We start from the raw sequence: 22,461 nt of genomic DNA, 5'->3' as shown, positions 1-22,461 counted from the left end.
CAGTCCTGTTGGTCAGACACCCCATGTCGTTGGATGTCAAGCGGCCTGGGGTTGGGCGTGATGTGACCAGGCGGTTGCTTCGTCGTAGAGGGTTCGGGTCTTGAGGCATCCGTGGAGGATGCCGACGAGGCGGTTGCCGAGTTGGCGCAGCGCTGGGTTGAAGCCGGCCTCGCGGGTGCGTTGTTTGTCGTAGTAGCCGCGGGCGCCCGGTGAGGCCCGCAGTGAGGCGAATGCCTGGGTCTGCAGGGCGTCGGCGAGCCGGTTGTTGCGCACGTAGCGGGCCTGGACGGTGTGGATCTTGCCGGAGGCCCGGGTGATCGGGCTGGTGCCGGCGTAGTTCTTGCGGGCTTTGGCGGAGGCGTAGCGGGTGGGGTCGTCTCCGAACTCGGCGAGCACCCGGGCGCCGGTGATCTCCGCGATGCCGGGCATCGAGAGGTAGATCTCAGCGTCCGGGTGCGCTCGAAAATGGGCCTTCACCTGCTCCTGCATCGCGGCTATCTGCTCGTTCAGCGCGATGATCACACGGGCGTGAGCGGTGGCGGTGGCAGCGTAGGCGGCGGTGAGTGGCTCGGGCAGGCCGAGCTGCTGTTGGCGCAGCGCGGTCTGGATCGTGGCCGCTTTGGCGTCCCGGTTGCGTCGGCGGGCGCGGGTCAGGACGGCCGTGATCTGGGTGCGGGTCAGCTTCGCCCCGGCCGCCGGGGTGGGTGCCTTGATCAGCAGTTCCAGCGCGTCCGTGCTGGTCAGGGCCAGGCTGGCGTAGGCGTTCAGGGCGGCGGGGAAGTACTCCCGCAGCGTGCTGCGCAGCCGCTGGAAGGTGCGGGTGCGTTCCCAGATCAGAGTCTGGTGGGCGCGGGCGACGACCTTGACGGCCTGGGCCTGGGCGCTGTCCCCGGCCACCGGCCGCAGCTGGGCCCGGTCGATGCGGACCATATCGGCCAGCGCGTGCGCGTCGCCCTTGTCGCTCTTGGCGCCGGAGGAGGCGTACCGCTCCTTGAACCGTGCGACCTGCCGGGGATTGATCGCGTAGACCTGGTATCCAGAGGCGACCAGAGCCTGCACCCACGAGCCTCGGTCGGTCTCGATTCCCACGATCACGTCGGCCGGGTCGAGAGCCTCGCCGCCGTACTTGGCGACAAGCTCGTGGAGCCTGGCGACGCCGTCCACACCCTCGGGAAGCCGGGCGGCGGCCAGCTTGCGGCCGGATGGGTCCTGGACCTCGACATCGTGGTGGTCCTCGGCCCAGTCATCGCCGATCAACAGCAACGGATCTCTCCTGGTCAGCTACTTCGCTTGTCGTGCAGCCTGCGGAAGACACGGCTCGCGGCCTAATGGATCCAGTGCTCACGCCACACCTGGCGGGCACGCCACCCCATCAGCGGTCTGGCCCTCCGGCCGACCAGCAGGGGCACGGTCTGACCACAGAAGTCGACTGCTTCCGGCGTCGATAGTGCTCACCTGCTGGCGGCTACGGCACCGAGTCTCTCCGACCCGGCAGCTCCCATTAGGCGCCGTCAACGGAATCCGGCATCCGCGAGGACGGCCAGCGGGTCAGCGGTTGGACGGTGCCGGAACCTTGACGGTCATGAACGACCTCCCGCGATCGGGCCGACAACGCCATTCAACGCTGTCACGGGCGCACCGCCAAGGCCCCGCTCGCTGTATGTGGGGGCGATGAGCGAACATCGAGCGAACATGGGGTTTAGACCGGTCCAATTTAGCCGGAACGACTCTCAAGTCTGCCGAGAATGTGCTGGTCAGGTAGGGTGCGCCGTCAGGGACTTGAACCCCGAACCCGCGGATTAAGAGGCGGACAGCGCGAGGGCGGCCCGAGGGCCGGTGGGCGGGGTCAGCAGATCTTGACGTCCTTCTTGGGCGTGGGGGCGACGGACGGTGCGGGAAGACCAGGCTGCACCCACAGCAGGTAGAAGACCCCCTTGCCGTCGCTGGTGTCGGGTGTGGCCATGCCGTAGTGGCCCGAGCCGGTCTTGATGCACCAGACGAGGTTCTTGTCTTTTGAGTCGTAGTCCTGGAACTTGTTCGACCATGCCGCGCCTGGCATTGACCGGCAGGCCGCGATGGTCGGCCGACCCTTCCCGGTGAACCGCGCGGCCTGGGCCCCGTTCACCAGGTCCATGGACCCAGTGAACGACTTCGCCCGGATATCGCCCGCGCGGGCCTCGGGCGGATCGGCCTGGCCCAGCTCGTGCCGGAACACCTTGGCCGTCTCCAGGTCGCGCGTGCCGTGCAGGTTCTGGTCCACCTTTCCGTGTCGCGCGACCCCGTCGCCGGCCGAGGCGTCGGTGACCGAGACCCGCGTCATGGAGTTCTCCGGAATGACCACCCTGAACTGACGCTCCTTCACGTAGAAGGCGAATCGCTGGAGCTCTTGCCCGTTTACGTTCATGGTGACCTTGAGTTCCCGGCCCGTCCCGATCTCGAACACCGTCGTCTTCCGCTGACCCTGAATGGCCTGCTCGATCAGGAGCCAGGTCCTGTTGGGCTTCACCTTGTGTTCAATAAGGTACTTGGCGAGGGTGTCCACGGTGAACACGCCGAGATTGACCGCCAGGCCGGGGACCGTCTTCGGCAGGACCTCGGGAAGGACAGTAAACACGATCGGCGAATAGATCTCATAGGCTTCGGCGATCGTGGCCACGGTGCACTGCGACCCTGTGTCGCACCCCGCGACCAGGCCGGTCGCCAGGGCGGTGGAGGCGGCAAAGATACGTGTGCGTCCGGACATGGAGATTCCTCAGATCATTTTCGATCACTGGGCTCGATCGCCTGCGAAATGAAATCCCGCATCGGTGGGACATGTCTACTAGATGACGGTCGGCCATTGCGGGTTCGGGGGTGGCCGGAACTTGCCCACCGATAATTCTGGATCACGGACGGCGCGGCCCCGGCACCGCATATTTCGTTTCTTCGCCGCCGACCGAACACGTGCCGGTGCCGAGAACTGTGTCACCGGGCCTGACCTGCAAAGAACCTGCTCGCCTGGTTGTTCGGCTGCAAGGTTGATAGGCGTGGGGCAGGTCGGTGAGCCACGCTGCCCCGGAAGGCCCCGGCGGTCCCGCGGGCCGGTCAGAAAGCCGGCCTCGCGGTCGACCCGCCCCGATGTGTGATTCCGCATGCTCGCAGGCGGTCGGTGAGCTGCCCGTCAGGCGTCGAGGCGGACCTCGTGGGCGGGGGTCTGGCGGCGGCTGCGGAGCCAGTGGCCCAGGGTGACCAGGCCGAATCCGGCGGCGTAGATGATCGTGGTGAAGACGAAGTAGCCGAGCGTGTCGCCCAGCAGCGCCGTGGACCTGCTGTCCTTGAACGCGGCGGTCGAGCCGTTGTGCCACTCCATGACGAGGATGGCGGTTTGGAAGGTATAGACGTGGGCGAAGGCGAGGCCGTAGACCAGGTAGGCGGCCATGCGGTTGCGGATCGCCAGGCCGATCGGCAGCGCGGCGACGATGACGAGGATCGCGATCATGATGTGCTCCCTGTTCGGGTCGGTGGAAGGTTGAGACCACGGTGCCTTGCCGGGCGGGGCGACGGCTTCCAGGCCAGCGCTGGAGTTCGGGTCAGTGGTGGCACTGGTCCACCGGACGGTGCGGGCGTGCAGAATCAGGTCATGAGGCAGGGTGGCGGTCCGGTCGCGGCCACGGTGGTGTGCGTGGCGGCTTGGGCGGTGCTGGCGCGGACCGCGTTCGAATCAGGCGGACACGGTGCCGCCACGCTGGAGTACTTGATCGGTGTGGTACCGCTGGGGCTGGGCTGGCTGATCGGGGTCCGCGTTCCGGGTAACCCGGTCGGGGCGGCGCTGGCCTGGCTCGCCGCGTTCATGCTCGCCACGCCGGCCGTGGAGTTGTGGGGCGAGCTCGCCTGGCCGGGATCGGGCGTGATCGCCGTCGTCGGGGCGGGTGCCTGGCCGTGGCAGCTCGTAGGGTTCCTGGTGCTGCTGCTTGTGTTCCCGGAAGGCCTGCCCGCACGGTGGACCCTGCTTCTGCCGCCCGCGGCCGCGCTCGTCATGAACGTCGCGTTCGTGGTGACGATGAACTATCACGAGCCGTCGCCGGGACATTCGCCGATCTCGGTGCCGCGTCCGCTGTGGGGCCCGGTCATGATCGGCGCGATGGTGCTCCTGCTCGCGGTCGTTGTCTTCTGTCTGGGGACGGTGGTGCGGCGCTACCGGCGTGGCGGTGAGCGGTTGCGGCGGCAACTGCGGTGGCTGATTCTCGGCGCCGCGGCTGTCGTGGTTCTCATGGTGGCGAGCTGGGGGGTGACCTCTTTGGGCTGGGTGGGGGCCTGGGCGTACGCGCCGTTCCTGGTGGGGATCATCGTCCTGGTCCCGGCCGCGGTCACCGTCGCAGTGCTGTGGGAGGACCTGTTCTCGATCGAGCGGATCCTCAGCGACTCGGTCGCATGGGCGCTGACCACCACGATCGCCGCCGTCGTTCTGGCCGCGGCCGTCGTCGGCGCCGGGTACCTCGCGGGCCGGGATTCGGCAGCCGGGCTGTCGGGGGCGGTGTTCGTGGTCGCGCTGGCGGTCCTGCCGCTGCACCGCTACGTTCACCACGCCGTCGGCAGGGTCCTCGATAGGGAGCGCACGGTGCTGCTGGAGGGCATCCGGCGGTTCGTCGACGGGGTGCGCGAGGGATCCGCGGAGCCGGAGGGGGTCGAGGGAGTGCTGCGGGACGCCGTCGGTGATCCCGGGCTGATGCTGCTGCTCACTGACGTGGACGGGACCGCCTACGTCGATGCTGCGGGACGGGCCGCCGCACCCGCCGCCGGAGCGCGCGTGCCATTGCGGACGGCCGACACCGAGATCGGCGTGGTGGTCGTGCCGGACGGGACGGCGCGGCGGATCCGGCGAGCACGTCTGGCCGCGTCGGCGGCGCGGCTGCCGATCGAGGTCAGCCGGCTGCGGCTGGGACTGCGTCGCGCCCTCCAAGACGTGGACGACAGCCGACGGCGGCTTCTGGCGGCCACTCTGGCGGAGCGGCAGCGGCTGGAGCGTGACCTGCACGATGGCGCGCAGCAGCAGCTAGTCGGCCTGGGAATGCACCTGCGGTTGCTGCAGCGTCAACTGGCCGCCGACGATCCCGCCCGCGCCGAGTTGGACGGGGCCGTCGAACGGATCGAGCAGATCGTGGCCGAACTGCGGCGGCTGGCCCACGGCGTCCGGCCCGCGGGCCTGGACGACGGGCTGGCGGCGGCGCTGCGCCGGATCGCCTCCGGCTCCCCGATCCCGATCTCCTTCGCCGTCGACGACGTGACCGCCTCGGAGCTCGTCGCGACCACCGCGTACTTCGTCGTCGCCGAGGCCGTCGCCAACACGCTCAAGCACGCGCGGGCGACGCGGATCGACGTGACCGTCCGCAGGGACGGCGATCGGCTGCGCGTGGCCGTGACCGACGACGGCCTCGGCGGCGCCGAGGGGCTGATCGCGCTGCGCGACAGGGTCGGCTCGATCGGCGGCACGTTCAGCTGCACCAGCTCGCCGGCCACCGGCACGGTCGTGGCGGCGGATCTGCCCTGGAGTTCGCCGTGCGCGTCGTGATCGCCGAGGACTCGGCACTGATCCGCGAGGGCCTGGCCCGCCTGCTCACCGAGTCGGGCCACCAGGTCGTCGCCACCACCGCGACCGCCGCCGGGCTGCCGGAACTCATCCATGCCCGCCGCCCCGACATCGCCGTGATCGACGTGCGGATGCCCCCAGAGATGACCGACGACGGCGCCCGCGCCGCCCGCCGGATCCGCGAGGCCGACCCGCGGCAGCCGGTGCTGCTGCTGTCACAGCACATCGAGACACGCCACTCGGTCGGGCTGGTGTCCACCGGAGCGTTCGGCTACCTGCTCAAGGACCGGATCCTGCGGGTCGACGACTTCATGGACGCACTCACCCGGGTCGCCGCCGGCGGCGCCGCCCTCGATCCAGAGGTGGTCGCCGCGCTACTGCGCACCGGCGACTCGGCCCTCAGCCGGCTCTCGGCCCGGGAACGCGAAGTGCTGGCATCGGCCGCCGAAGGGCTGTCCAACACCGCCATCGCCACCCGCCTGGTCATCAGCGAACGAACGGTCGAGACCCACATGCGCTCGGTCTTCACCAAGCTCGACATCCCCGAGTCACCCGGCAGCCACCGCCGCGTCCTGGCCGTCCTGACCTACCTCCGCCCGACCTCCTAGACGCCGACCGCCAGCACACCGATCCGGTCTGTACAGGGGCCCCTTGGCACCTGGCGAGCCGAGTGCCGACGATCCAGACAGAGCCTGGCCGCCACGCGTCGCTGGACGAGACAGGCGTCCAACGACGAACCGGCAAGCCGATCTCGCTGCGCAGGATCACGGTGGACATGATCGCCGAGTACGCCAGGCACAGCGGCCACGCCGACCTCCTACGCGAGCGCATCGACGGCGCCACCGGGACGTGATCGGCGAGCCACTGACCTGCTGAGGTTCCCCCCGCAGCACGGATACCGACGGTGAGGTCACGAGCCGGGCTGAGCTTCCCCCTGTTTCACGGCCACGGGACCTGAGTTGGCCGTGGGCCAACGGGGAAGGAAGAGTCTCGTGCCACACCTCATCCGCCGGAGTTCCGGCGACGCGCTGTCGAGCTGGCTCTGACCGGCGACAAACCGGTCACGGCGCTAGCCAAGAGCCTGGGCATCAGCCAATCGTGCCTGAGCAATTGGATACGGCAGGCGAAGGCCGACGAGGGCCGCGGGGACGGCCTGACGAGCGCGGAGAAGAAGGAACTGGTCGAACTGCGGCGCAAGGCCAGGCAGCTGGAACTGGAGAACGAGATCCTCAAACGGGCCGCGGCGTACTTCGCTCGCGAGAACGTCCTCCCAAAATAAAGTACTCGCTGGTCCGTGAACTCTGTGCGTGCCGAGAAACTCGTCCGCGCAGGTCATCCCGCTTGCGGCCGCTGCCAGTTGCCACGGCATGATGACCACTCGTGCTCCTGCGTCTCGCCTGTCTGACCGTGTCGAATGCCTTCGCCGCGCTCTGGCTGCTCCCGATGAGCGACCGCGCCAAGGACGCCGAGATCCTGGCCCTACGCCACCAGATCACGGTCCTTGAGCGCCAACTCGGCCCGAAAAGGGTGAAGTTTGTCCCCGAGGATCGGGCCTTCCTCGCCGCGCTCCTGGCACCGCTGCCGCGCCAGGTGCTGCGTCGTCTCCGGCTTCTGGTACGTCCGGACACGGTGCTGCGGTGGCACCACAACCTGGTGAAGCAGCGGCACGCCCGCATCTTCCGCCCCAGGCGGCCCGGACGGCCGCGCACCGTCCGCTCGATCCGGGCGCTGGTCCTGCGCCTGGCCCGCGAGAACAGCGACTGGGGCTACCGCCGTATCCACGGGGAACTGGCCGTGCTCGGCATCACGGTCGCCTCGTCCACCGTCTGGGAGATCCTCAAGGCCGAAGGCGTCGACCCGGCGCCGGAACGGACCGCCACCACCTGGGCCGGCTTCCTGCGCTCCCAGGCCGACGCCCTGCTAGCCATGGACTTCATCGAAACCATCACCCTGACCGGGCAGCGGCTGTACATCCTGGCCGTCATCGAGCACGCAACCCGCCGCATCCGCGTCCTGGGCACCACCGCGCACCCCACCGCGGGCTGGGTGACCCAGGCGGTCAAGAACCTCGTCATGGACCTTGAGGACGTGGGCGCGCACGCCGCCCACCTGATCCGCGACCGCGACGCTAAGTACCCTGCCCTGATCGACGAGATCCTCGCCGACGTCGGCATCCAGAGCGTGTTCACCGGCGTCCGCATGCCAAGGATGAACTCGATTATGGAGAGATGGGTGCTCGGCCTCCGCCGCGAGCTCCTCGACCGCACCCTCATCTGGAACGCTCACTACCTGCGCCATGCCCTGAGCGAGTACGAGCGGTTCTACAACGAGCACCGCACCCACCGCTCCCTGCAGGCAGCCGCGCCGCTGCGCGCACTCCCCGAACCATCACCGACCCCAGGGAGATCGCACGCCTCGACATACGTCGACACGACCGCCTCGGCGGAGTGATCCACGAGTACCAACACGCCGCTCGACCTGCACGAACGTGATTCCCGGCACGCACAAGGTCGTTGGACGGGCCCGGATCGGTGATGACCTGGCCGGGTTCACCCAGCTGACCGAGCTGCTGGCCGAGCATGCCGGTGAGGGCGCCGCGACCGGGATAGACGTTGCGATCGAGACCGATAAGGGGTTGCTGGTCGCCGCCGGCTTCACGGTGTTCGCGATCAACCCGCGGGCGGTGGCTCGTTACCGCGAGCGTCACGGGCAGGCGGGCGGCAAGTCCGACCCGGGCGACGCCGCTGTCCTGGCCGATATCTTGCGCATCGACCGGCACCGGCACCGCCGGCTTCCCGCCGACACTGCGCTGGCGCGTGGGATCAAGGCCGTCGCCCGGCAACACAAGGAGGCGATCTGGGCCCGCCAGCAGACCGTCAGCCGACTCCGGTCCTTGCTGCGCGACTACTATCCGACAGCGTTGCTGGCCTTCCCGACCCTGACCCACGCGGCCGCCCTGACCGTGCTCAGGGCCGCACCGACCCCGACGGCCGCAGCTCGCCTCACTCCTGCCCGCGTTACCGTGCTGCTGCGTCAAGCCGGGCCCCGTTGGCTTCGTCCGCGTCTAGCGGCAACGTTTGTCGATGAGTTTGAGCAACACTCCTGATCGCCGGGTTGCCATGTTCACAAGTTTCAGTAACACCTCGGGGCTTGCGGTGGGAGTCGGCGAGCTGTTCGCCGCCGAGCGGCCGCTGCTATCACGGGGCCTTCTATAGCGCGTGGGGGCCGAAACGGCCCCAGGCGATGACTGCCGCTGCGATCAGCAGTACCGCGTTGAGCACGATCGCTGTGGACTCTTTGCGTCGCAAGTGGGTGAGCGCGGCCAGCGCCATCAGCAGAGCCAGGCCAGTGGCCGCCAGTGGGGTGAGGATCGGGAGGAGGCCGGTGGCGGCGGGAAGGATGAGTCCGAGCGCACCGGCTAGTTCGGCGAGCCCGATGAAGCGGACGGTGTGGGTGGCGAAGTCGGCCGTCCAGGGCAGCTTGGGTTCGAGCTTGTCCTTGGGCTGGGTCGAGGTCATTACGCCCGCGGCGCCGAGAGCGCTGCGAGTGCCGCTTGCAGGATCCACAGCAGCAGGTTCATCTGAGTTCCTCATCGTTCAGGGGTTCAGGGGTTCGGGGAGGCGGGAACCCCGGATGGTGGCGTTCGGGCGTGATGCCGGCCGGTGTCCGCCCGCAACTACGGCGGGCTCGTGGCCTCGGGAGAACACCGGCTGGCTGATGCTTCCTAGGCGTTGCGGCGCAGCGTGAACCAGAAGGTCGGCACCGAATTGGTGCCCGGTGTGACGTCGAGTAGTTCCCAGCCGGTGAACCTGGCGCGGAGCTCGTCGGCTGTGACGCCCGCCGCCCACGACGTGACCTCGGGGATCGGATTGCCGAGCGGTTCGGGGCCGTACCCGAACATCAGCAACCGTGCTCCGGGAGCGGCGCGGTGGGTGAGCCCGGCGGCGTAGGCGTCGCGGCGGTGCAGCGGGACCCCGCAGTAGCAGCTCAGGTCGAAGAACAGGTCGAAGGGGCCCGGCACGTCCAGCTCGTCGAGGCGGGTGGCATCTCCGTGCAGCAGCCGTATCGCCACTCCCGCCGCCGCAGCCTTCTCCCTGGCCTGGTCGACGGCTCGGTCGATCAGGTCGACGGCCGTCACCTCCCAGCCGTGCCGTGCGAGGTAGGTGGCGTTGGTCCCCGTGCCGCAGCCGAGTTCGAGGGCGCGGCCGGGCGGCTGCGCGCCGTGCCCCTCTACCAGGGCGACCAGCTCGGGTGGCGTCACGCCGGTGTCCCACGGTGGCTTGCCAGTGCGGTAGTAGCCCTCCAGTGCGCGGTGGACGGACTCCTCCTCGGGGTCTCGCTGCGTTGAGGCCAGATCCGGTTCCGGCTTCTGGGTGTCGTTGGGCTGGTCCATCGTCTCCTCCAAGATTCTAGAGTTGAACTCTAGTGACGTGCTCTAGAGATATACTCGCAATATGGACAAAGTCAAGCGGCCGGACAAGCGAGCCGAGCGCTCACGCCGCACCCGTGAAAAGGTCGTCGAGGCGGCTCGCGAGCTGTTCGTCGCGCAGGGTTACGGAGCGACGAGCCTGCAGGAGGTCGCGGACCGGGCGGGCGTGGCCGTCCAGACGGTGTACTTCGTCTTCGGCAACAAGCGCACGCTGTTCAAGGACGTCGTCGACACATCCATCGCCGGGGACACCGAACCGGTCGCCACCATGGATCGTCAGTGGTTTCGCGCCGCGTGCGCCGAGCCCACCGCAGCCGGGCAATTGCGCGCACACGTCCACGGCACCCGCGAGATCCTGGGGCGGGTCGCCCCGATCATGCCGCTGATCGCGGCTGCCGCGGCCACCGACCCGCAGATCGCCGAGCAGTGGCCCGACGGCCCCGATCCGCGCTACACCGTGCAGCATGCAGCGGCCCGGACGCTGGCCGGCAAGCCCGGTGCCCGCTCGGACGTCTCCGTCGCGATGGCCGCCGACCTGCTGTTCGGACTGCTCAGCCCGCAGCTGTACCTGCTCTTCGTCCAGGACCGCGGCTGGTCGCCGGACGAGTGGGAAGAGTGGGCCTACGCCACTTTGACCGCCCAACTCTGCGCCGCCCCTGCGGCAAGCCCGGATCACCGGGACAGCCGTGGCCAGGACGACCACGCTCCAGAACCCCGTGATTCCTCGCCCGGCTCCGCCACCGCCAAGACACCCGGCACAGTGCCCCACATGCCGGACTGAGCCCCACCCGCTCGGTCCGGGCCCCAGACACCGCATGACCCGGACGCTGATCGACGCCTCCGCGGCAGAACAACCCCGCCCGGCAAGTCCTCCTGCACCAACGCATGTCCTTGGACCTGACCAGAAGGTGCATCCATGTCAAAGGACGCGGCGCAGGACGCGCCCCTGGGGTCGGTAGGCCCTACCTTGAGGCCGGGGTCACGTCAGGAGAAGAGGGCCTTCACCTATCCATCGACACTTCACCGTCGCTGAATCTCATCAACATCGCCACCCACGCGAACCCGCAACCGTCCCTCAAACCGACGCACAAACGTTGCTGCTTCTCACGGCCGCAACCAGCCCCCGTCGCCGTCGAGCGGCGGGGGCCTTTCAAAGCGGTCTTGGCGGCCTTGGTTTGCTTGCGTCTTGCCGTGCGCCTTCCGGAGGCGGTAAGCCGCCTGGCGGCACTTGTTAGAACAGTACCTTCGGGGGCGTCCGCCGATGGAGTAGTGCCAGGGCACCCCCACGTACGCGACGTACTGCCTGGGGAAGAAGCGGCGACGGCAGAAGCCGCAGCGGATGAGGCCGAGCTCCGCGTTCTTGGACCACCCGGCCCTGATGGCGGCGTGTACGACGCGGGCGCGCTGGGCGATGGTCGCGACCCCACCGCCGACGCTGACCTGCTACTTTGCGGCTCGCTGTAGCTTCAGGACTCCCCGGGCCGTGCAGTGGCGCTGCCTCGCTGGCTGGCCGGTGACCTCACGAGGCGCGGTTGTGGTCTTGCTGGGGCGGTGGGGTCTCCCCGGGTGTTTGGCCGGAGTGGTGGATGTGGAGTTCGCCGATGTCCCGGGCTTGCACGACCGGGCCATGCACGGTACCGCTCATCTCATTCGCAATTCCCTCTGCCGCCTTTTCCTGTGTGCCGATTGGATCGCTTCCTTTGAGGCCGGGCCATCGTTGCCGCGCCTTGTGTTCCAGGATGCGTATCAGCAGGTCAGCCGTACCGCACCCCAGCCTTACCAGGAATGGATAAGCCGCCAGGAAAACCAGGAGAGGGATGAAGAACGAGGAATCTGAGAGAAGTTTTTGGGCAGGCTCGGCGTAGCTGTATAAATCAGGAACAAGGAGTTAGTCACCTGATTTTCGCTGCCGCCCTCTCTCGTTGACCGTCCGGTGCCGGCGCCTGGCCGGGCACACATCTTCGTAGATTCTACGCGCTCCAGGGCTGTGGATGGCTGCGAATCCTGGGAGACCCTGCGCTCCACGCCCTGGCTGCTGGTCGATGCCCCGGCGGCCGGTTGCGGGCTTGTGCGGCCGATGACCTGACGTTCGAGTGGGTGTTGTCGGAGGATGGCGGTATGCGTTGGCGTGTCGGGGTGTGGTCCGGGGTCGGGGTCACTGTGGTGGCTGCTGTCGGGCTGGGCGTGTTCTGGAAGATCGAGGGGCTGGAGGAGGCCGGCTGGCTGGCCGGAGTGCTGAGCACCTTCGCCGCGTTGGCGTCCTTGGCGATCTTGCTTTACGACCGGTCGCCCTCCCAGTCCGGTTCGCAGCCGTCAGAATCGGCGCCGGACCCGGAGTCTGGAACGGAGCCGGCGGGCGGGTCAGGGGCCGGTGCCCAGACGATCAACACCTTTAGGGACGCGACGAACGTGGGTGCGATGGTGATGGGGCGCGACATCAGCGGCCCGGTCACCTCCGGCTCTTCCCCGCCCCCGCCGCCCCCTGGGCCAGCTGGGGCGGAGTCGCCGACGCCGCCGGCGGCCGCCGGGGCTGCACCCACCGTCGGCGAGGGGGCGGTGTCCAACATCTTCAGCGGCGGGTTCAATCAGGGTCCGGTGGTGATGGGGCGCGATATCCGCGGCCCGGTCACCTCGCTGTCCTCGGCCTCCTATCCGGCCCAGGCCGGCGACCGGAAACCAGAGGAGCGCAACCGGCCCGAGCCGGCTCAGGGCGAGCACAACGCCGGCCGGCCGGGCTCGGGTGAGCCGCCTTCGGGAGGAGCAGGGCGGTGACGGCCGGGGACACCCGCAACAAGCTCACCGACTCGGTGGTGATCGGCCCGGCGGTGCTGGGCCGTGACATAACCATGCGGTTGCCTGCCCGGGTCCCGCTGGCGCTGTCAGGGCTGCCGGCGGCGTCGCCGGCCTTCACCGGTCGCCAGCACGATCTGGGCACCCTCCTGGCGGAGCTGGCCCCGCCCGCCGAGGGCGATGGGGACCGGCAGCGGGCCGCGGTGGTGGTGACCGCGGTGGGCGGCCTGGCCGGGGTGGGCAAGACCGAGCTGGCGGTGCAGGCCGCCCAGGCCGCGCTGCGCCAAGGCTGGTTTCCCGGCGGGGTCCTGTTCGCCGACCTGTTCGGCTACGACAACGACCGCCGCCGCGACCCCGGCGAAGTCCTGGAAGGAATGCTGAGTGCGCTGGGCGTGCCCAGCGAGCACATCCCCGCCCACGCCCGGGACCGCTCGCGGATGTTCACCTCGATCCTGGCCGAGTTCGCCGCCCAGGACCGCCGGGTGCTGGTGGTGGCCGACAACGTCAACACCGGTCATCAGGCCAGGCTGCTGCTGCCCACCGACGGTGTCACGGCCGCGATCGTGACCTCCCGCCACACCCTGGGCATGCTCAACGCCCGGCTGCTGGACCTGAACGTCCTCTATCCTGACGGCGCGGTGGCGATGCTGGACCAGACCGTACGGATCGCCCGTCCCGACGACACCCGCATTCCCGCCGACCCGCGTGGAGCTGCCCATCTCGCCCGGATTTGTGGTCGGCTGCCGCTGGCGCTGCGGATCGCCGCCGCGCACCTGGCCGAAGACCCCGGCCTGACCCCGACCACCCTGGCCCGCGACCTAGACCAGGTGCAGCCTCTGGACGCGCTGACCTACGACCGCGACGGCGTACGCCGCGCCTTCGAACTGTCCTACCGCGCCCTTACCCCACGACAGCAGCACTTGTTCCGGCTGCTGACCATCAACCCCGGCCCCGACACCTCCACCACGGCCGCCGCGGTCCTGGTCGGCGACAATGAGGCCGCCGTGCAGGCGGTGCTGAAGGAACTGGCCCGCGCTCACCTGATCGAACGCGGCACCGTCCCAGGCCGGTGGCGGATGCACGACCTGGTCCGCCAATACGCCACTACGCTCCAACAAACCCACGCCGACGACGATGACCGCGACCAGGCGCTGGCGCGGTTGCTGGAGCACTACCTGGCCACCACCCGTGCCGCCAACACCCACCTGGATCGCCAAGTCAGCGGTCCGGCCGCGGGCCGGTTCTCCGATCGGCGGCAGGCGCTGGCCTGGCTGGACGCCGAATACCCCAACCTGCTCGCCGCCACCCGCCTGGCCGCCGGACATCGCGCCCATCTGCTCATCGCCCGCCACCTGCCCCAGGCAATGTGGGGCTTCCTGCAGTGGCGACGCCACTTCACCGACTGGATCGAACTCTCCCGCACCACGCTGAAGGCTGCCCGCAACCTAGGCGACCAGCCCGGCCAAGCCAACGCGCTCAACAATCTGGGGCTCGCGCTGCGAGAGGTGCGGCAATTCGAAGAGGCCATCACCGCCCACAGCGACGCCGCCACCATCTACCGCGAGCTCGGCGATCGGCACGGCGAAGGCGTGGCGTTGAACAACCTGGGGCTCGCGCTGCAGCAGGTGCGGCGGTTCGAAGAGGCGGACACGGCGGCGCAGACAGCCAAGGAAATCTTTGCTGAGCTGGGTGATGAGCACAGCGAGAGGATCGTGTTGCGGAACCTGGTGGAGACACGCCAGCTCAGTGATCAGCTTGGTGAAACTCAACAACCGCCCACGCAAGATCCTCGGCTGGCAAACCCCCACCGAGCTCTTCGCTAAGTTCGTCGCAACAGTTGAATGATCGCGTGTTGCGACAAATTCTGGAACCCGCCCCTGCTTAGGTTCAAGGAGTCGTCGCAACACTGCCTGTCGGTGAGCATAGATGCTTGCTGAAAGCTTCGGCGGGAGTCTTCCATTCCAGCGTCTTGCGAGGACGGCTGTTCAGTGCGGCGACGACGGCGTCCAGGTCGTCCTGGGTGTGGCGGCTCAGGTCGGTGCCCTTGGGAAAGTACTGGCGTAGCAGGCCGTTTGTGTTCTCGTTTGTGTTCTCGTTGGTGCCTCGTTGCCAGGGGCTGTGCGGGTCGGCGAAGTAGACCTCCAGACCGGTATCGAGACGCAGCTGGGCGTGCTGGGCCATCTCCGCGCCCTGGTCCCAGGTCAGCGACCGGCGTAGCTGCTCGGGCCAGGTGGTGAGCGTCGTGGCGATCGCCTCCCGCACCGCCTGGGCGCCGTGCCTGGCCAGCGGCGGACCGTTCTTCACCCGCGGTTCGACGCCGTGGCCGTCCATGGGCGGCAGCCGCAGCAGCATCGTGTAGCGGGTGGTGCGCTCGACCAGGGTGCCGATCGCCGACCGGTTCAACCCGATGATCAGTCGGGTAGCGGGGACGCATTACTACGTCCCCGCCCCCTCAGAACCGTGCAAGCAGCTATTCACCGCACACGGCTCAAGCAAGCCCCAGAGGCTCGCCGACAGGCAAAAGTGCTGGACTCGTCATCGCGGCGACTCCATTCCGCCGCTGACAATGGGTGTGGAGGAGACGGAGTCGTTGACCGTCCGGCGCGTTCTCGCCCGGGAACGCGATGTATCGCTTGGAGATCGCTTTCCGGATGACGACCCGCCACGCTTCCCATTCCTGCGGGCTTTGCGGCGGGTGGTCGGTATGCAGCAAGAGCCCTCCGCAGATCGGGCATCGGCCGTGTTGCGCCCGTAAGAGGCGCATGGTCATTGCGTCGACTGGCAGAGGAATTCCCTTGCGGCGCCGCTGAGCCCAATATGGCTCCAGGGCAGGGTCGTCCGGGGACGCCTTCCCCTTGACCAACTGGTGCCGGACTATCTTCGTCCAAGAGAACTTGAGCAGGTAGGCGCCGCTGTCGCGGTCACCGAATACCCACCGGTCCTTCCTGGACCTGTTGAACCGGCCGAAGTACTTGTCGGATATCCAGTTCTTCGACTTGTTCGGGTGGCTGTGTTTGGCCCACTTGTAAGCGAGCTTCCACATGTGATTGTCCAGCGCCGTGAAGATCTCGCTGGACACCACCGTCCGGTAGTAGGCTGACCAACCCCGCACGATCGGGTTGATCTTGTTTAGTACCGCACCGGCGTTGGCTCCTCGCAGAGCCACCATTTCGATGCTGAGCCGTTCCCGGATTCTCCGTTGAGCCGCTGCGCTCGGCTTGATCAGCAGTTTGCCGTGATAGCGGCGGACATTGAACCCCAGGAAGTCGAACCCGCTCTCCGCATGGATGATGCGTGTCTTGTCCTCATGGAAAGCGAGTCCCCTGGGTGCCAGCCATGCAGTCAGCCGTTCCTTGACCTCTTCGGCCTGTTCACGGCTGGTGCACATCGCGACAAAATCATCTGCGTACCGCACCAACACGGGGCTACCGCTTTGTGCACTCCCGGCATCTCTGCCGGTTGTGTAATAGCGGACCCCTGCGGCTTTCTCCATTCCGTGCAGGGCCACGTTGAAAAGCAACGGGCTGATCACTCCGCCCTGCGGAGTCCCCTCCTCGGTCGGGGCGAACCGACCCCGATCCACAACCCCGGCCTTCAACCACTGCCGGACCAGTCCCCGGGCGGGGAAGGTGCCGAGAGCGGCCATGAGCCGGGCGTGGTCGATGCGGTCGAACGCCGCCGTCAGGTCCGCGTCGAGTACCCACACCCGCTGCGGGTTCTTCCCGTTGAGCGTGGAGTAGATGGCCCCGATCGCGTCGTGACAGCCGCGGCCGGGCCGGAAGCCGTACGACTTCGGCTCGAACCGCGCTTCCCACTCGGGCTCCAATGCTCCCAGTGCCACAGCTTGCAGGCACCGGTCAACAATCACGGGAATTCCGAGTCCGCGCTTCTTCATGGTCCCCGGTTTGGGGATGAGCACCCGCTTGACGGGCTTGGGAATCCACGGTCGGGCACGATGCTGGACCCAGTTGGCCAATGCAGCCTTTGACTGGGAAAACAGTACGACTTTTCCGTCGACTCCCGCCGTCGCGCGTCCAGCGTTGATCTCCGTGACCCGTCGCACGCTCAGGAGCGTGTTCGAGCGAGACCGGAGCATCAGCTTCTGCAAATTGCGGACCTTCTTCAGATCCCCTGCCTGCGATGCCGTGAAGATTCTCTGCCGCAGACGCCGTACGTCTTCTTCGACCCGCCGCCAGTCAATCGACGCCCAGTCCAAGTCATCGCCCTCGGGTCCGTTCACCGGAGCAGATGCCGCCGGAAGGGCCGAAGCCGCCCCGTCCGATATCAGCATGGTGTCCAACTTGCCCCTCGGTTCCGTCGTCTTTATCCAGCGATTCTGCACAGGCTCACCCAGCCCACGTCAGCACCCTTTCGGGTCCGGGCAGTGCCCGTATCCGGACGGTCATGCGGGGCGACCGGCGGAGAGTCCGATCGTCTGCCCCGGGTTCCCGTTTCCTTTCGGCTTCCGGCGTTGGCTTCTTGGGCCGTCCTGTTCCCGCTGGGGAGTTGAGCCTTCCTTACGGTCGGCTGACCGAGCTAAAGCGACCCGGACCCCAACGGGGTTTCCACGTTCCACACGAATGAGATACGACCGGGGTGGGCGCTCCCTTTACCCCGAGGCGGCGGTGTCCACCTGGCCGGAGTGACCTCTGCCGACCAGCGCCTGCCGCTTCTCAACGGCTAGCCATGCACCCCACTCACGCATTCCATCGGCGGGGCTTGGGATCACGAGGCATCATCGGGAGTTCATGGACTTCACCCGTCCGGTCTTCCCCTCGCCGGTAACTTCCGGATGGAACGGAAGTCCTTGGGCTTCCCCCTGAGCTTCGCACCACACCGTTACCGGAATCGCACGTCAAGGGCGGGGACGAGTCATGCGGACACGGACCCGTGACTGCACCTACAGCTTCATCAACTGCCTCTCCAATCGGTCAGTCCACTCAAATTCGTGCAACTTCGTGTCGCACGGTCGCCTTCCCAGTGGCCCGCAACAGCGCGGTCCTCGACCTCGGCCGGACGTTGGCTGATCATCACCTCGGGGGTGACGTGCCCACTGGCGCGCTCGGAGTTGCCGAGTGCGCACCGTCCGCGGGCGGTGGTGTGGACGGCGGCTCGTGTCGAGCACTGGGAGAAGACCGGCGAGCGACCGCCGGTGGTGTTCTGGACAGCGGCGCAGACGGCCGAGTTCCTACACGCCATTCGCGACCACCGCCTCTACGCCGCCTACCACCTCATCGCGCTACGCGTACTGCCCCGCGGCGAGGCCGCCGGAATGCGCTGGTGCGACGTGGACCTGGACGACGACGTCGCGGTCATCACCCGGCAGTGATGGCCCCAGTCAGCCCCGCATGACGACAGCGACGACTTCCGTGAGGGGGTGTCGTCGCTGGTGAGGGCGGGTGCGCCGTCAGGGACTTGAACCCCGAACCCGCGAATTAAGAGTCCACTGCTCTCGCATCAGATCAGTGCTCTCGATATCAGTTTATACCGCCCTGTGCACGTCCAGCCCGATTCTCGTGCCGCGGCATGTCACGGCGTACCGTCCCGTACCGGGGACGCCGAGCGAACAACGAGCGAACATGGCCGCCCGGGCAGCCCCGTATTGGACCGCAGATCGGTCACCGGGGGTGTCGGGTTTCGGCATTCCTGCAGGTAGTAGACATGGGCGGCGCCATCATGCCTCTAATCACCGCCTGGTGGTGATCTATGGCTGAGACGATCGGCTGGCTCGCCTGGTCGGTCCCTGGTGGGCACATGGCACGGGAATGGTGGAGGTGATGCGCGTCTGGCAGGCACGGAGTGTGAGCGATATCTGCGCTTACATCCAGTCCAGCGGTAGTGCGGACGGGGCGTTGAGGTAGTCCACGAAGAAGCATCTGGGGTAAGTGCGGGCTTCGGTCGACGTGAGAGTTGATCGTTCTGGCAGATCTGCCGCGGATCAGCTCGGTGAGATCCCGCATGGCCGGGTGTGCTCGAAGACGACCTACGTCGCCCCTCCACGAGGCTAACCGTCCGTCACCAAAGGAATCTTGGCAGAGCCCCCGAAGTTGCAAGCTCGTCCACGAGTATTCACGGGTCGCTTGAGGTTTGGCACACACAAGACATGAGAAGCCGTGGTGCCTCTGCAGTAGGCTGCAGCTGGGCGCTCTTTTTTTCTATTAGGAGGTGCGGTGGCCGCACACGTAGTCTATCTTGATCCACCGCCGCATTCGTGGCGTAGCCGGAAGATCTCAATCCGGCCGGCGCGCTGGTATGTCGTGGTGGAGTTGGACCGCGATGGCTACGTCGATACGCTCGACGGCGACGCAGAGAAGGCCTTGCCGCCTGGGTTCGTGGATGCGGCGGAGCGGCTGCGGTCTGCGTGTATCGAACGGATCTGGCTCGACGGCTACTCGGGTGGGTTCACCTATGGTGACGACGATCGGTCGGTCACACTGTTTGTGCAGTATACGTACGCCGATGACACTGTTGAAGCCTTGTGCGCTGCCGAACTCGACGGGGACTTCTCGAAGTTGGACGCGTTGGCGACCAAGTTGGCGCTGCCCGTTGATGACTGGCTCGCTCCGGGTGAGCGGCTGCTACGGCGGGGGGTGGACTTCGACGCCCGGCCGAGTACCTTCCTCCGGTTCCTCCGTGCGAAGGCCCGCAACGAGGGTTTGCGGCTCAACGGACGCGCGACGCCGGAAGGTGTGTGGGTCCGGCCGCAACTTTCGGCGACTGGGCGGCTTCAGCGCATGACCTTTCCTGAGCAGTACGTCGATCGACCCGATCGGTGGACTGGTGCGGCACCCGCTGAAGGTCCATGGCGGCCATATGAGACACGGGTCCGCGAGCAGGATTTCAGCAAAGATGCGTCGCCCGTTGAGTTCCGTCAAGTCAGTGCTCGGCCTAAGTCGCATTGCCCATGCGGTTTCCGCAACGCGTTCAGCGAGCATGGTATCGATCACCACGAGGCGCAGCACCAGCTTTGGTCGGTAGGCCTGCGGATGCCAAGAAACCTTTCATGGGGGTTCGGCGATGTTGCGGTGGTGACCACTCGGTCGAGCGTTAGATGGCAGCGCTTGGCCGCGCAGATAGCGCAAGCCCCAAGACGTGAGAACGGCTACGATTTCCCAACCTGGGAGGTCGGCGAGCGACCGCAGTCTAATGAGGGGAAGCGGCGCGCTTACCTGTTGCGATTCCGGGAATACGTCATTGGCTATCTGGTAGCCGAGGATCGTGACGACCACTATCGCTGGGATTTTGAGAGTGAAGTTACTGTTACGACAAAGGACAAGACAAGGCGACCATCGATCGATTTGATCTGGGTTGCTGCCGTCCACCGTGGCCGTGGGGTCGGTGGCGCGCTTGTCCAGTGCCTTGCGGATGACTTCGGCTGTCCGGTTTCCGAGGTGTCGTGGTCGACGCCGGTCAGCGCAGCAGGTCAGCGTCTGGCGCGCCGTCTGGCTCCCGATGGCATCTGGGTGCACTGAACCTGTTCAGGCTGTGAGCGTCATTCGCTGTGATCATCGCTTCGTCCGTTGCGCGGGGAGCACTGGAACACGACGGGGATCGCACTCGGCCGGCTGGGATCATCCCCGCGTGCGAGGGGAGCATGACGAGATCAAAGACCCAGAGCTCCCCCCCGGGCGGACCATCCCCGCGTGCGCGGGGAGCACCTGCCACTGGTTCATCACATGCTCCCGAAGGCGGGACCATCCCCCCGTGCGTGGGGAGCACTTGACCGCCCACGTGATCGTGCCGCCGTCATCGGGACCGTCTCGCGTGCGCGGGGAGCACGGGCTTGGGCTTCTCCTTGACCGCCGGCGGTGGGGACCATCCCCGCATGCGCGGGGAGCGCCGGCCGACCGGCGACCCCGTCACCGAGGGACCATCCCCGCATGCGCGGGGAGCACCCGTCATCCTGCCCCTTGAACCTGGGCTTGTGGGCCATCCCCCGCGTGCGCGGGGAGCACCAAGGCAAGCCCGCGCACACCGCGCTCATCGCGGGACCATCCCCGCGTGCGCGGGGAGCACGGTGAACCCGGCGGTGACGTACGCCTCGTACAGGGACCATCCCCGCGTGCGCGGGGAGCACCTCGGTGGTCACTGGTCAGTGCCTCCGTTCGTGGGACCATCCCCGCGTGCGCGGGGAGCACCGCAGCCGGTCAGCGTGCCCGCGCGTCGCGGGGGGACCATCCCCGCGTGCGCGGGGAGCACGAGGCGCGGGACGGCGACGGCCTGCCAGAACCGGGACCATCCCCGCGTGCGCGGGGAGCACCACACCGACCCCGGGCCCATGCCGCGGGGGATGGGACCATCCCCGCGTGCGCGGGGAGCACAAGGGCCAGCAGATGCATCTGTGCCCGCTGCAGGGACCATCCCCGCGTGCGCGGGGAGCACGGAGCCGACCTTCTTTCGTCTTCGTGGATGGAGGGACCATCCCCGCGTGCGCGGGGAGCACCCGGCGGCCCGCTGCGAAACCCTCAGGCCGTTGGGACCATCCCCGCGTGCGCGGGGAGCACCGCATGTGGTCTTGGAAGCGCTGCTCCAAAGCGGGACCATCCCCGCGTGCGCGGGGAGCACTGGCCACTCATGAACGAAGGCCAGGCCGACGTGGGACCATCCCCGCGTGCGCGGGGAGCACCGCGAAGCTCATGCCGCCGAAGAACAGCGCGGCGGGACCATCCCCGCGTGCGCGGGGAGCACGGCGGCGAGTACATCCGCGACGTCAGGCCGCCGGGACCATCCCCGCGTGCGCGGGGAGCACAACGGTCCAATCTGTACGGTTACCCGATCGACGGGACCATCCCCGCGTGCGCGGGGAGCACCAAGACGACCCAGCAGTCGGCCACGCCGCACGAGGACCATCCCCGCGTGCGCGGGGAGCACCCGTTCACCCGGCTCCACGCCCCTTCGCGCCGGGGACCATCCCCGCGTGCGCGGGGAGCACCCGCCGCTCCTCATCACGCGCTCGGATATGTCGGGACCATCCCCGCGTGCGCGGGGAGCACGTGAGGTCGGCCTCTTCCGGCACCTTGACGGCGGGACCATCCCCGCGTGCGCGGGGAGCACCGAGGCCGCGTTCGCCACCCTGTAGGACGAGGGGGACCATCCCCGCGTGCGCGGGGAGCACGATCTCGCCGACACGGCGGGGGCTATCGCCGGGGGACCATCCCCGCGTGCGCGGGGAGCACGATGTCCGGCAGCGTGCCGACCAGCGGCCGCAGGGACCATCCCCGCGTGCGCGGGGAGCACCGCCCGGCCACGGCCGCGCACGTCTTCCCAGTGGGACCATCCCCGCGTGCGCGGGGAGCACCAAATCCGTTCCCTTGAACGAGATCACGATCAGGGACCATCCCCGCGTGCGCGGGGAGCACGGGCCGCCAGTCGTCCGGGAGCGGGATCACCAGGGACCATCCCCGCGTGCGCGGGGAGCACTGCCTGACGCAGACCTCCCCCTCGACCCCTACGGGACCATCCCCGCGTGCGCGGGGAGCACTGTCCGCGAGTGGGAATCGTTCGTTCACACGAGGGACCATCCCCGCGTGCGCGGGGAGCACCGAATCGGCGAACTCTACGCCGGGGGTCGGACGGGACCATCCCCGCGTGCGCGGGGAGCACGTCGCGCTGGTGCTCGTCGACCTGGGCTTTGAGGGACCATCCCCGCGTGCGCGGGGAGCACGGACTGGACACG

General features: G+C 67.9%; 17 protein-coding genes, 2 pseudogenes and 1 CRISPR repeat array (1 of these 20 running past the window's edge). Of the genes and pseudogenes, 12 read left to right on the top strand and 7 right to left on the bottom strand.

Annotation, left to right across the window (positions count from 1 at the left end; translation table 11 throughout):
• Window positions 1-36: 36 nt before the first annotated feature.
• The 3 genes from ACQPXG_RS38780 to ACQPXG_RS38770 all read right to left on the bottom strand — a co-directional run bounded on the left by ACQPXG_RS38780 (window position 37) and on the right by ACQPXG_RS38770 (window position 3,478).
• Window positions 37-1,263: an IS110 family transposase gene (locus ACQPXG_RS38780; protein WP_433464118.1), complete on the bottom strand. Its 1,227-nt coding sequence runs from the start codon at window positions 1,261-1,263 to the stop codon at window positions 37-39.
• A gap of 583 nt (window positions 1,264-1,846) precedes the next feature.
• Window positions 1,847-2,743: a hypothetical protein gene (locus ACQPXG_RS38775; RefSeq protein WP_433464117.1), complete on the bottom strand. Its 897-nt coding sequence runs from the start codon at window positions 2,741-2,743 to the stop codon at window positions 1,847-1,849.
• 417 nt (window positions 2,744-3,160) lie between these two features.
• On the bottom strand, window positions 3,161-3,478 hold the full coding sequence (locus ACQPXG_RS38770; protein WP_433464116.1) for a hypothetical protein: 318 nt from the start codon (window positions 3,476-3,478) through the stop codon (window positions 3,161-3,163).
• Window positions 3,479-3,619: 141 nt separating this feature from the next.
• Here ACQPXG_RS38770 and ACQPXG_RS38765 point away from each other — a divergent pair, with 141 nt between their 5' ends.
• The 6 genes from ACQPXG_RS38765 to ACQPXG_RS38740 all read left to right on the top strand — a co-directional run bounded on the left by ACQPXG_RS38765 (window position 3,620) and on the right by ACQPXG_RS38740 (window position 8,672).
• Complete coding sequence (locus ACQPXG_RS38765; RefSeq protein ID WP_433464115.1) at window positions 3,620-5,548, top strand: sensor histidine kinase; 1,929 nt, start codon at window positions 3,620-3,622, stop codon at window positions 5,546-5,548.
• Window positions 5,536-6,174 (top strand): response regulator transcription factor, encoded by a 639-nt coding sequence (locus ACQPXG_RS38760; protein ID WP_433464114.1) that lies wholly within the window; start codon window positions 5,536-5,538, stop codon window positions 6,172-6,174. Before ACQPXG_RS38765 ends, ACQPXG_RS38760 begins: the two co-directional genes overlap by 13 nt.
• Before the next feature lie 62 nt (window positions 6,175-6,236).
• Complete coding sequence (locus ACQPXG_RS38755) at window positions 6,237-6,419, top strand: DUF664 domain-containing protein (protein ID WP_433464113.1); 183 nt, start codon at window positions 6,237-6,239, stop codon at window positions 6,417-6,419.
• Between the two features lie 183 nt (window positions 6,420-6,602).
• Window positions 6,603-6,845 (top strand): transposase, encoded by a 243-nt coding sequence (locus ACQPXG_RS38750; RefSeq protein WP_433470125.1) that lies wholly within the window; start codon window positions 6,603-6,605, stop codon window positions 6,843-6,845.
• 101 nt (window positions 6,846-6,946) lie between these two features.
• Window positions 6,947-8,017: an integrase core domain-containing protein gene (locus ACQPXG_RS38745; RefSeq protein WP_433464112.1), complete on the top strand. Its 1,071-nt coding sequence runs from the start codon at window positions 6,947-6,949 to the stop codon at window positions 8,015-8,017.
• A gap of 37 nt (window positions 8,018-8,054) precedes the next feature.
• The gene (locus ACQPXG_RS38740) at window positions 8,055-8,672 is read left to right on the top strand and encodes an IS110 family transposase (protein ID WP_433464111.1); all 618 of its coding nucleotides are present in this window, start codon (window positions 8,055-8,057) and stop codon (window positions 8,670-8,672) included.
• A gap of 103 nt (window positions 8,673-8,775) precedes the next feature.
• Here the strand turns inward: ACQPXG_RS38740 and ACQPXG_RS38735 are convergent, their stop codons facing one another.
• Window positions 8,776-9,084 (bottom strand): DoxX family protein, encoded by a 309-nt coding sequence (locus ACQPXG_RS38735; protein ID WP_433464110.1) that lies wholly within the window; start codon window positions 9,082-9,084, stop codon window positions 8,776-8,778.
• Between the two features lie 206 nt (window positions 9,085-9,290).
• On the bottom strand, window positions 9,291-9,959 hold the full coding sequence (locus ACQPXG_RS38730; protein WP_433464109.1) for a class I SAM-dependent methyltransferase: 669 nt from the start codon (window positions 9,957-9,959) through the stop codon (window positions 9,291-9,293).
• A 61-nt stretch (window positions 9,960-10,020) separates the two neighbouring features.
• Here ACQPXG_RS38730 and ACQPXG_RS38725 point away from each other — a divergent pair, with 61 nt between their 5' ends.
• From ACQPXG_RS38725 to ACQPXG_RS38710, 4 genes and pseudogenes are all read left to right on the top strand, one after another.
• On the top strand, window positions 10,021-10,776 hold the full coding sequence (locus ACQPXG_RS38725) for a TetR/AcrR family transcriptional regulator (protein WP_433464108.1): 756 nt from the start codon (window positions 10,021-10,023) through the stop codon (window positions 10,774-10,776).
• A gap of 807 nt (window positions 10,777-11,583) precedes the next feature.
• Entirely contained in the window at window positions 11,584-11,832 is a 249-nt protein-coding gene (locus tag ACQPXG_RS38720) for a hypothetical protein (RefSeq protein ID WP_433464107.1), read from the top strand.
• A gap of 281 nt (window positions 11,833-12,113) precedes the next feature.
• Window positions 12,114-12,767, top strand: a complete 654-nt coding sequence (locus ACQPXG_RS38715; RefSeq protein ID WP_433464106.1) for a hypothetical protein — start codon at window positions 12,114-12,116, stop codon at window positions 12,765-12,767.
• A gap of 74 nt (window positions 12,768-12,841) precedes the next feature.
• Window positions 12,842-14,341: pseudogene (locus ACQPXG_RS38710) on the top strand (regulator); the annotation flags it as partial.
• Between the two features lie 331 nt (window positions 14,342-14,672).
• Here the strand turns inward: ACQPXG_RS38710 and ACQPXG_RS38705 are convergent.
• Both ACQPXG_RS38705 and ltrA read right to left on the bottom strand, forming a co-directional pair.
• Window positions 14,673-15,200 (bottom strand): annotated as a pseudogene (locus ACQPXG_RS38705) (IS30 family transposase); the annotation flags it as partial.
• A 73-nt stretch (window positions 15,201-15,273) separates the two neighbouring features.
• On the bottom strand, window positions 15,274-17,076 hold the full coding sequence (gene ltrA / locus ACQPXG_RS38700; protein ID WP_433470124.1) for a group II intron reverse transcriptase/maturase: 1,803 nt from the start codon (window positions 17,074-17,076) through the stop codon (window positions 15,274-15,276).
• Between the two features lie 750 nt (window positions 17,077-17,826).
• Between ltrA and ACQPXG_RS38695 the strand changes: the two genes are divergently transcribed.
• On the top strand, window positions 17,827-18,114 hold the full coding sequence (locus tag ACQPXG_RS38695; protein ID WP_433470186.1) for a hypothetical protein: 288 nt from the start codon (window positions 17,827-17,829) through the stop codon (window positions 18,112-18,114).
• 841 nt (window positions 18,115-18,955) lie between these two features.
• Complete coding sequence (locus ACQPXG_RS38690) at window positions 18,956-20,257, top strand: hypothetical protein (protein WP_433464105.1); 1,302 nt, start codon at window positions 18,956-18,958, stop codon at window positions 20,255-20,257.
• 338 nt (window positions 20,258-20,595) lie between these two features.
• Window positions 20,596-22,461: direct repeats of the CRISPR family, unit length 29 nt; unit sequence GGGACCATCCCCGCGTGCGCGGGGAGCAC; it runs 790 nt beyond the window's last position.

This window comes from Spirillospora sp. CA-128828, assembly GCF_050945415.1.
Lineage (GTDB): Bacteria > Actinomycetota > Actinomycetes > Streptosporangiales > Streptosporangiaceae > Spirillospora.
The sequence above is the reverse complement of the archived record's forward strand: the minus strand, read 5'-3'. Positions and strand labels throughout refer to the sequence as shown.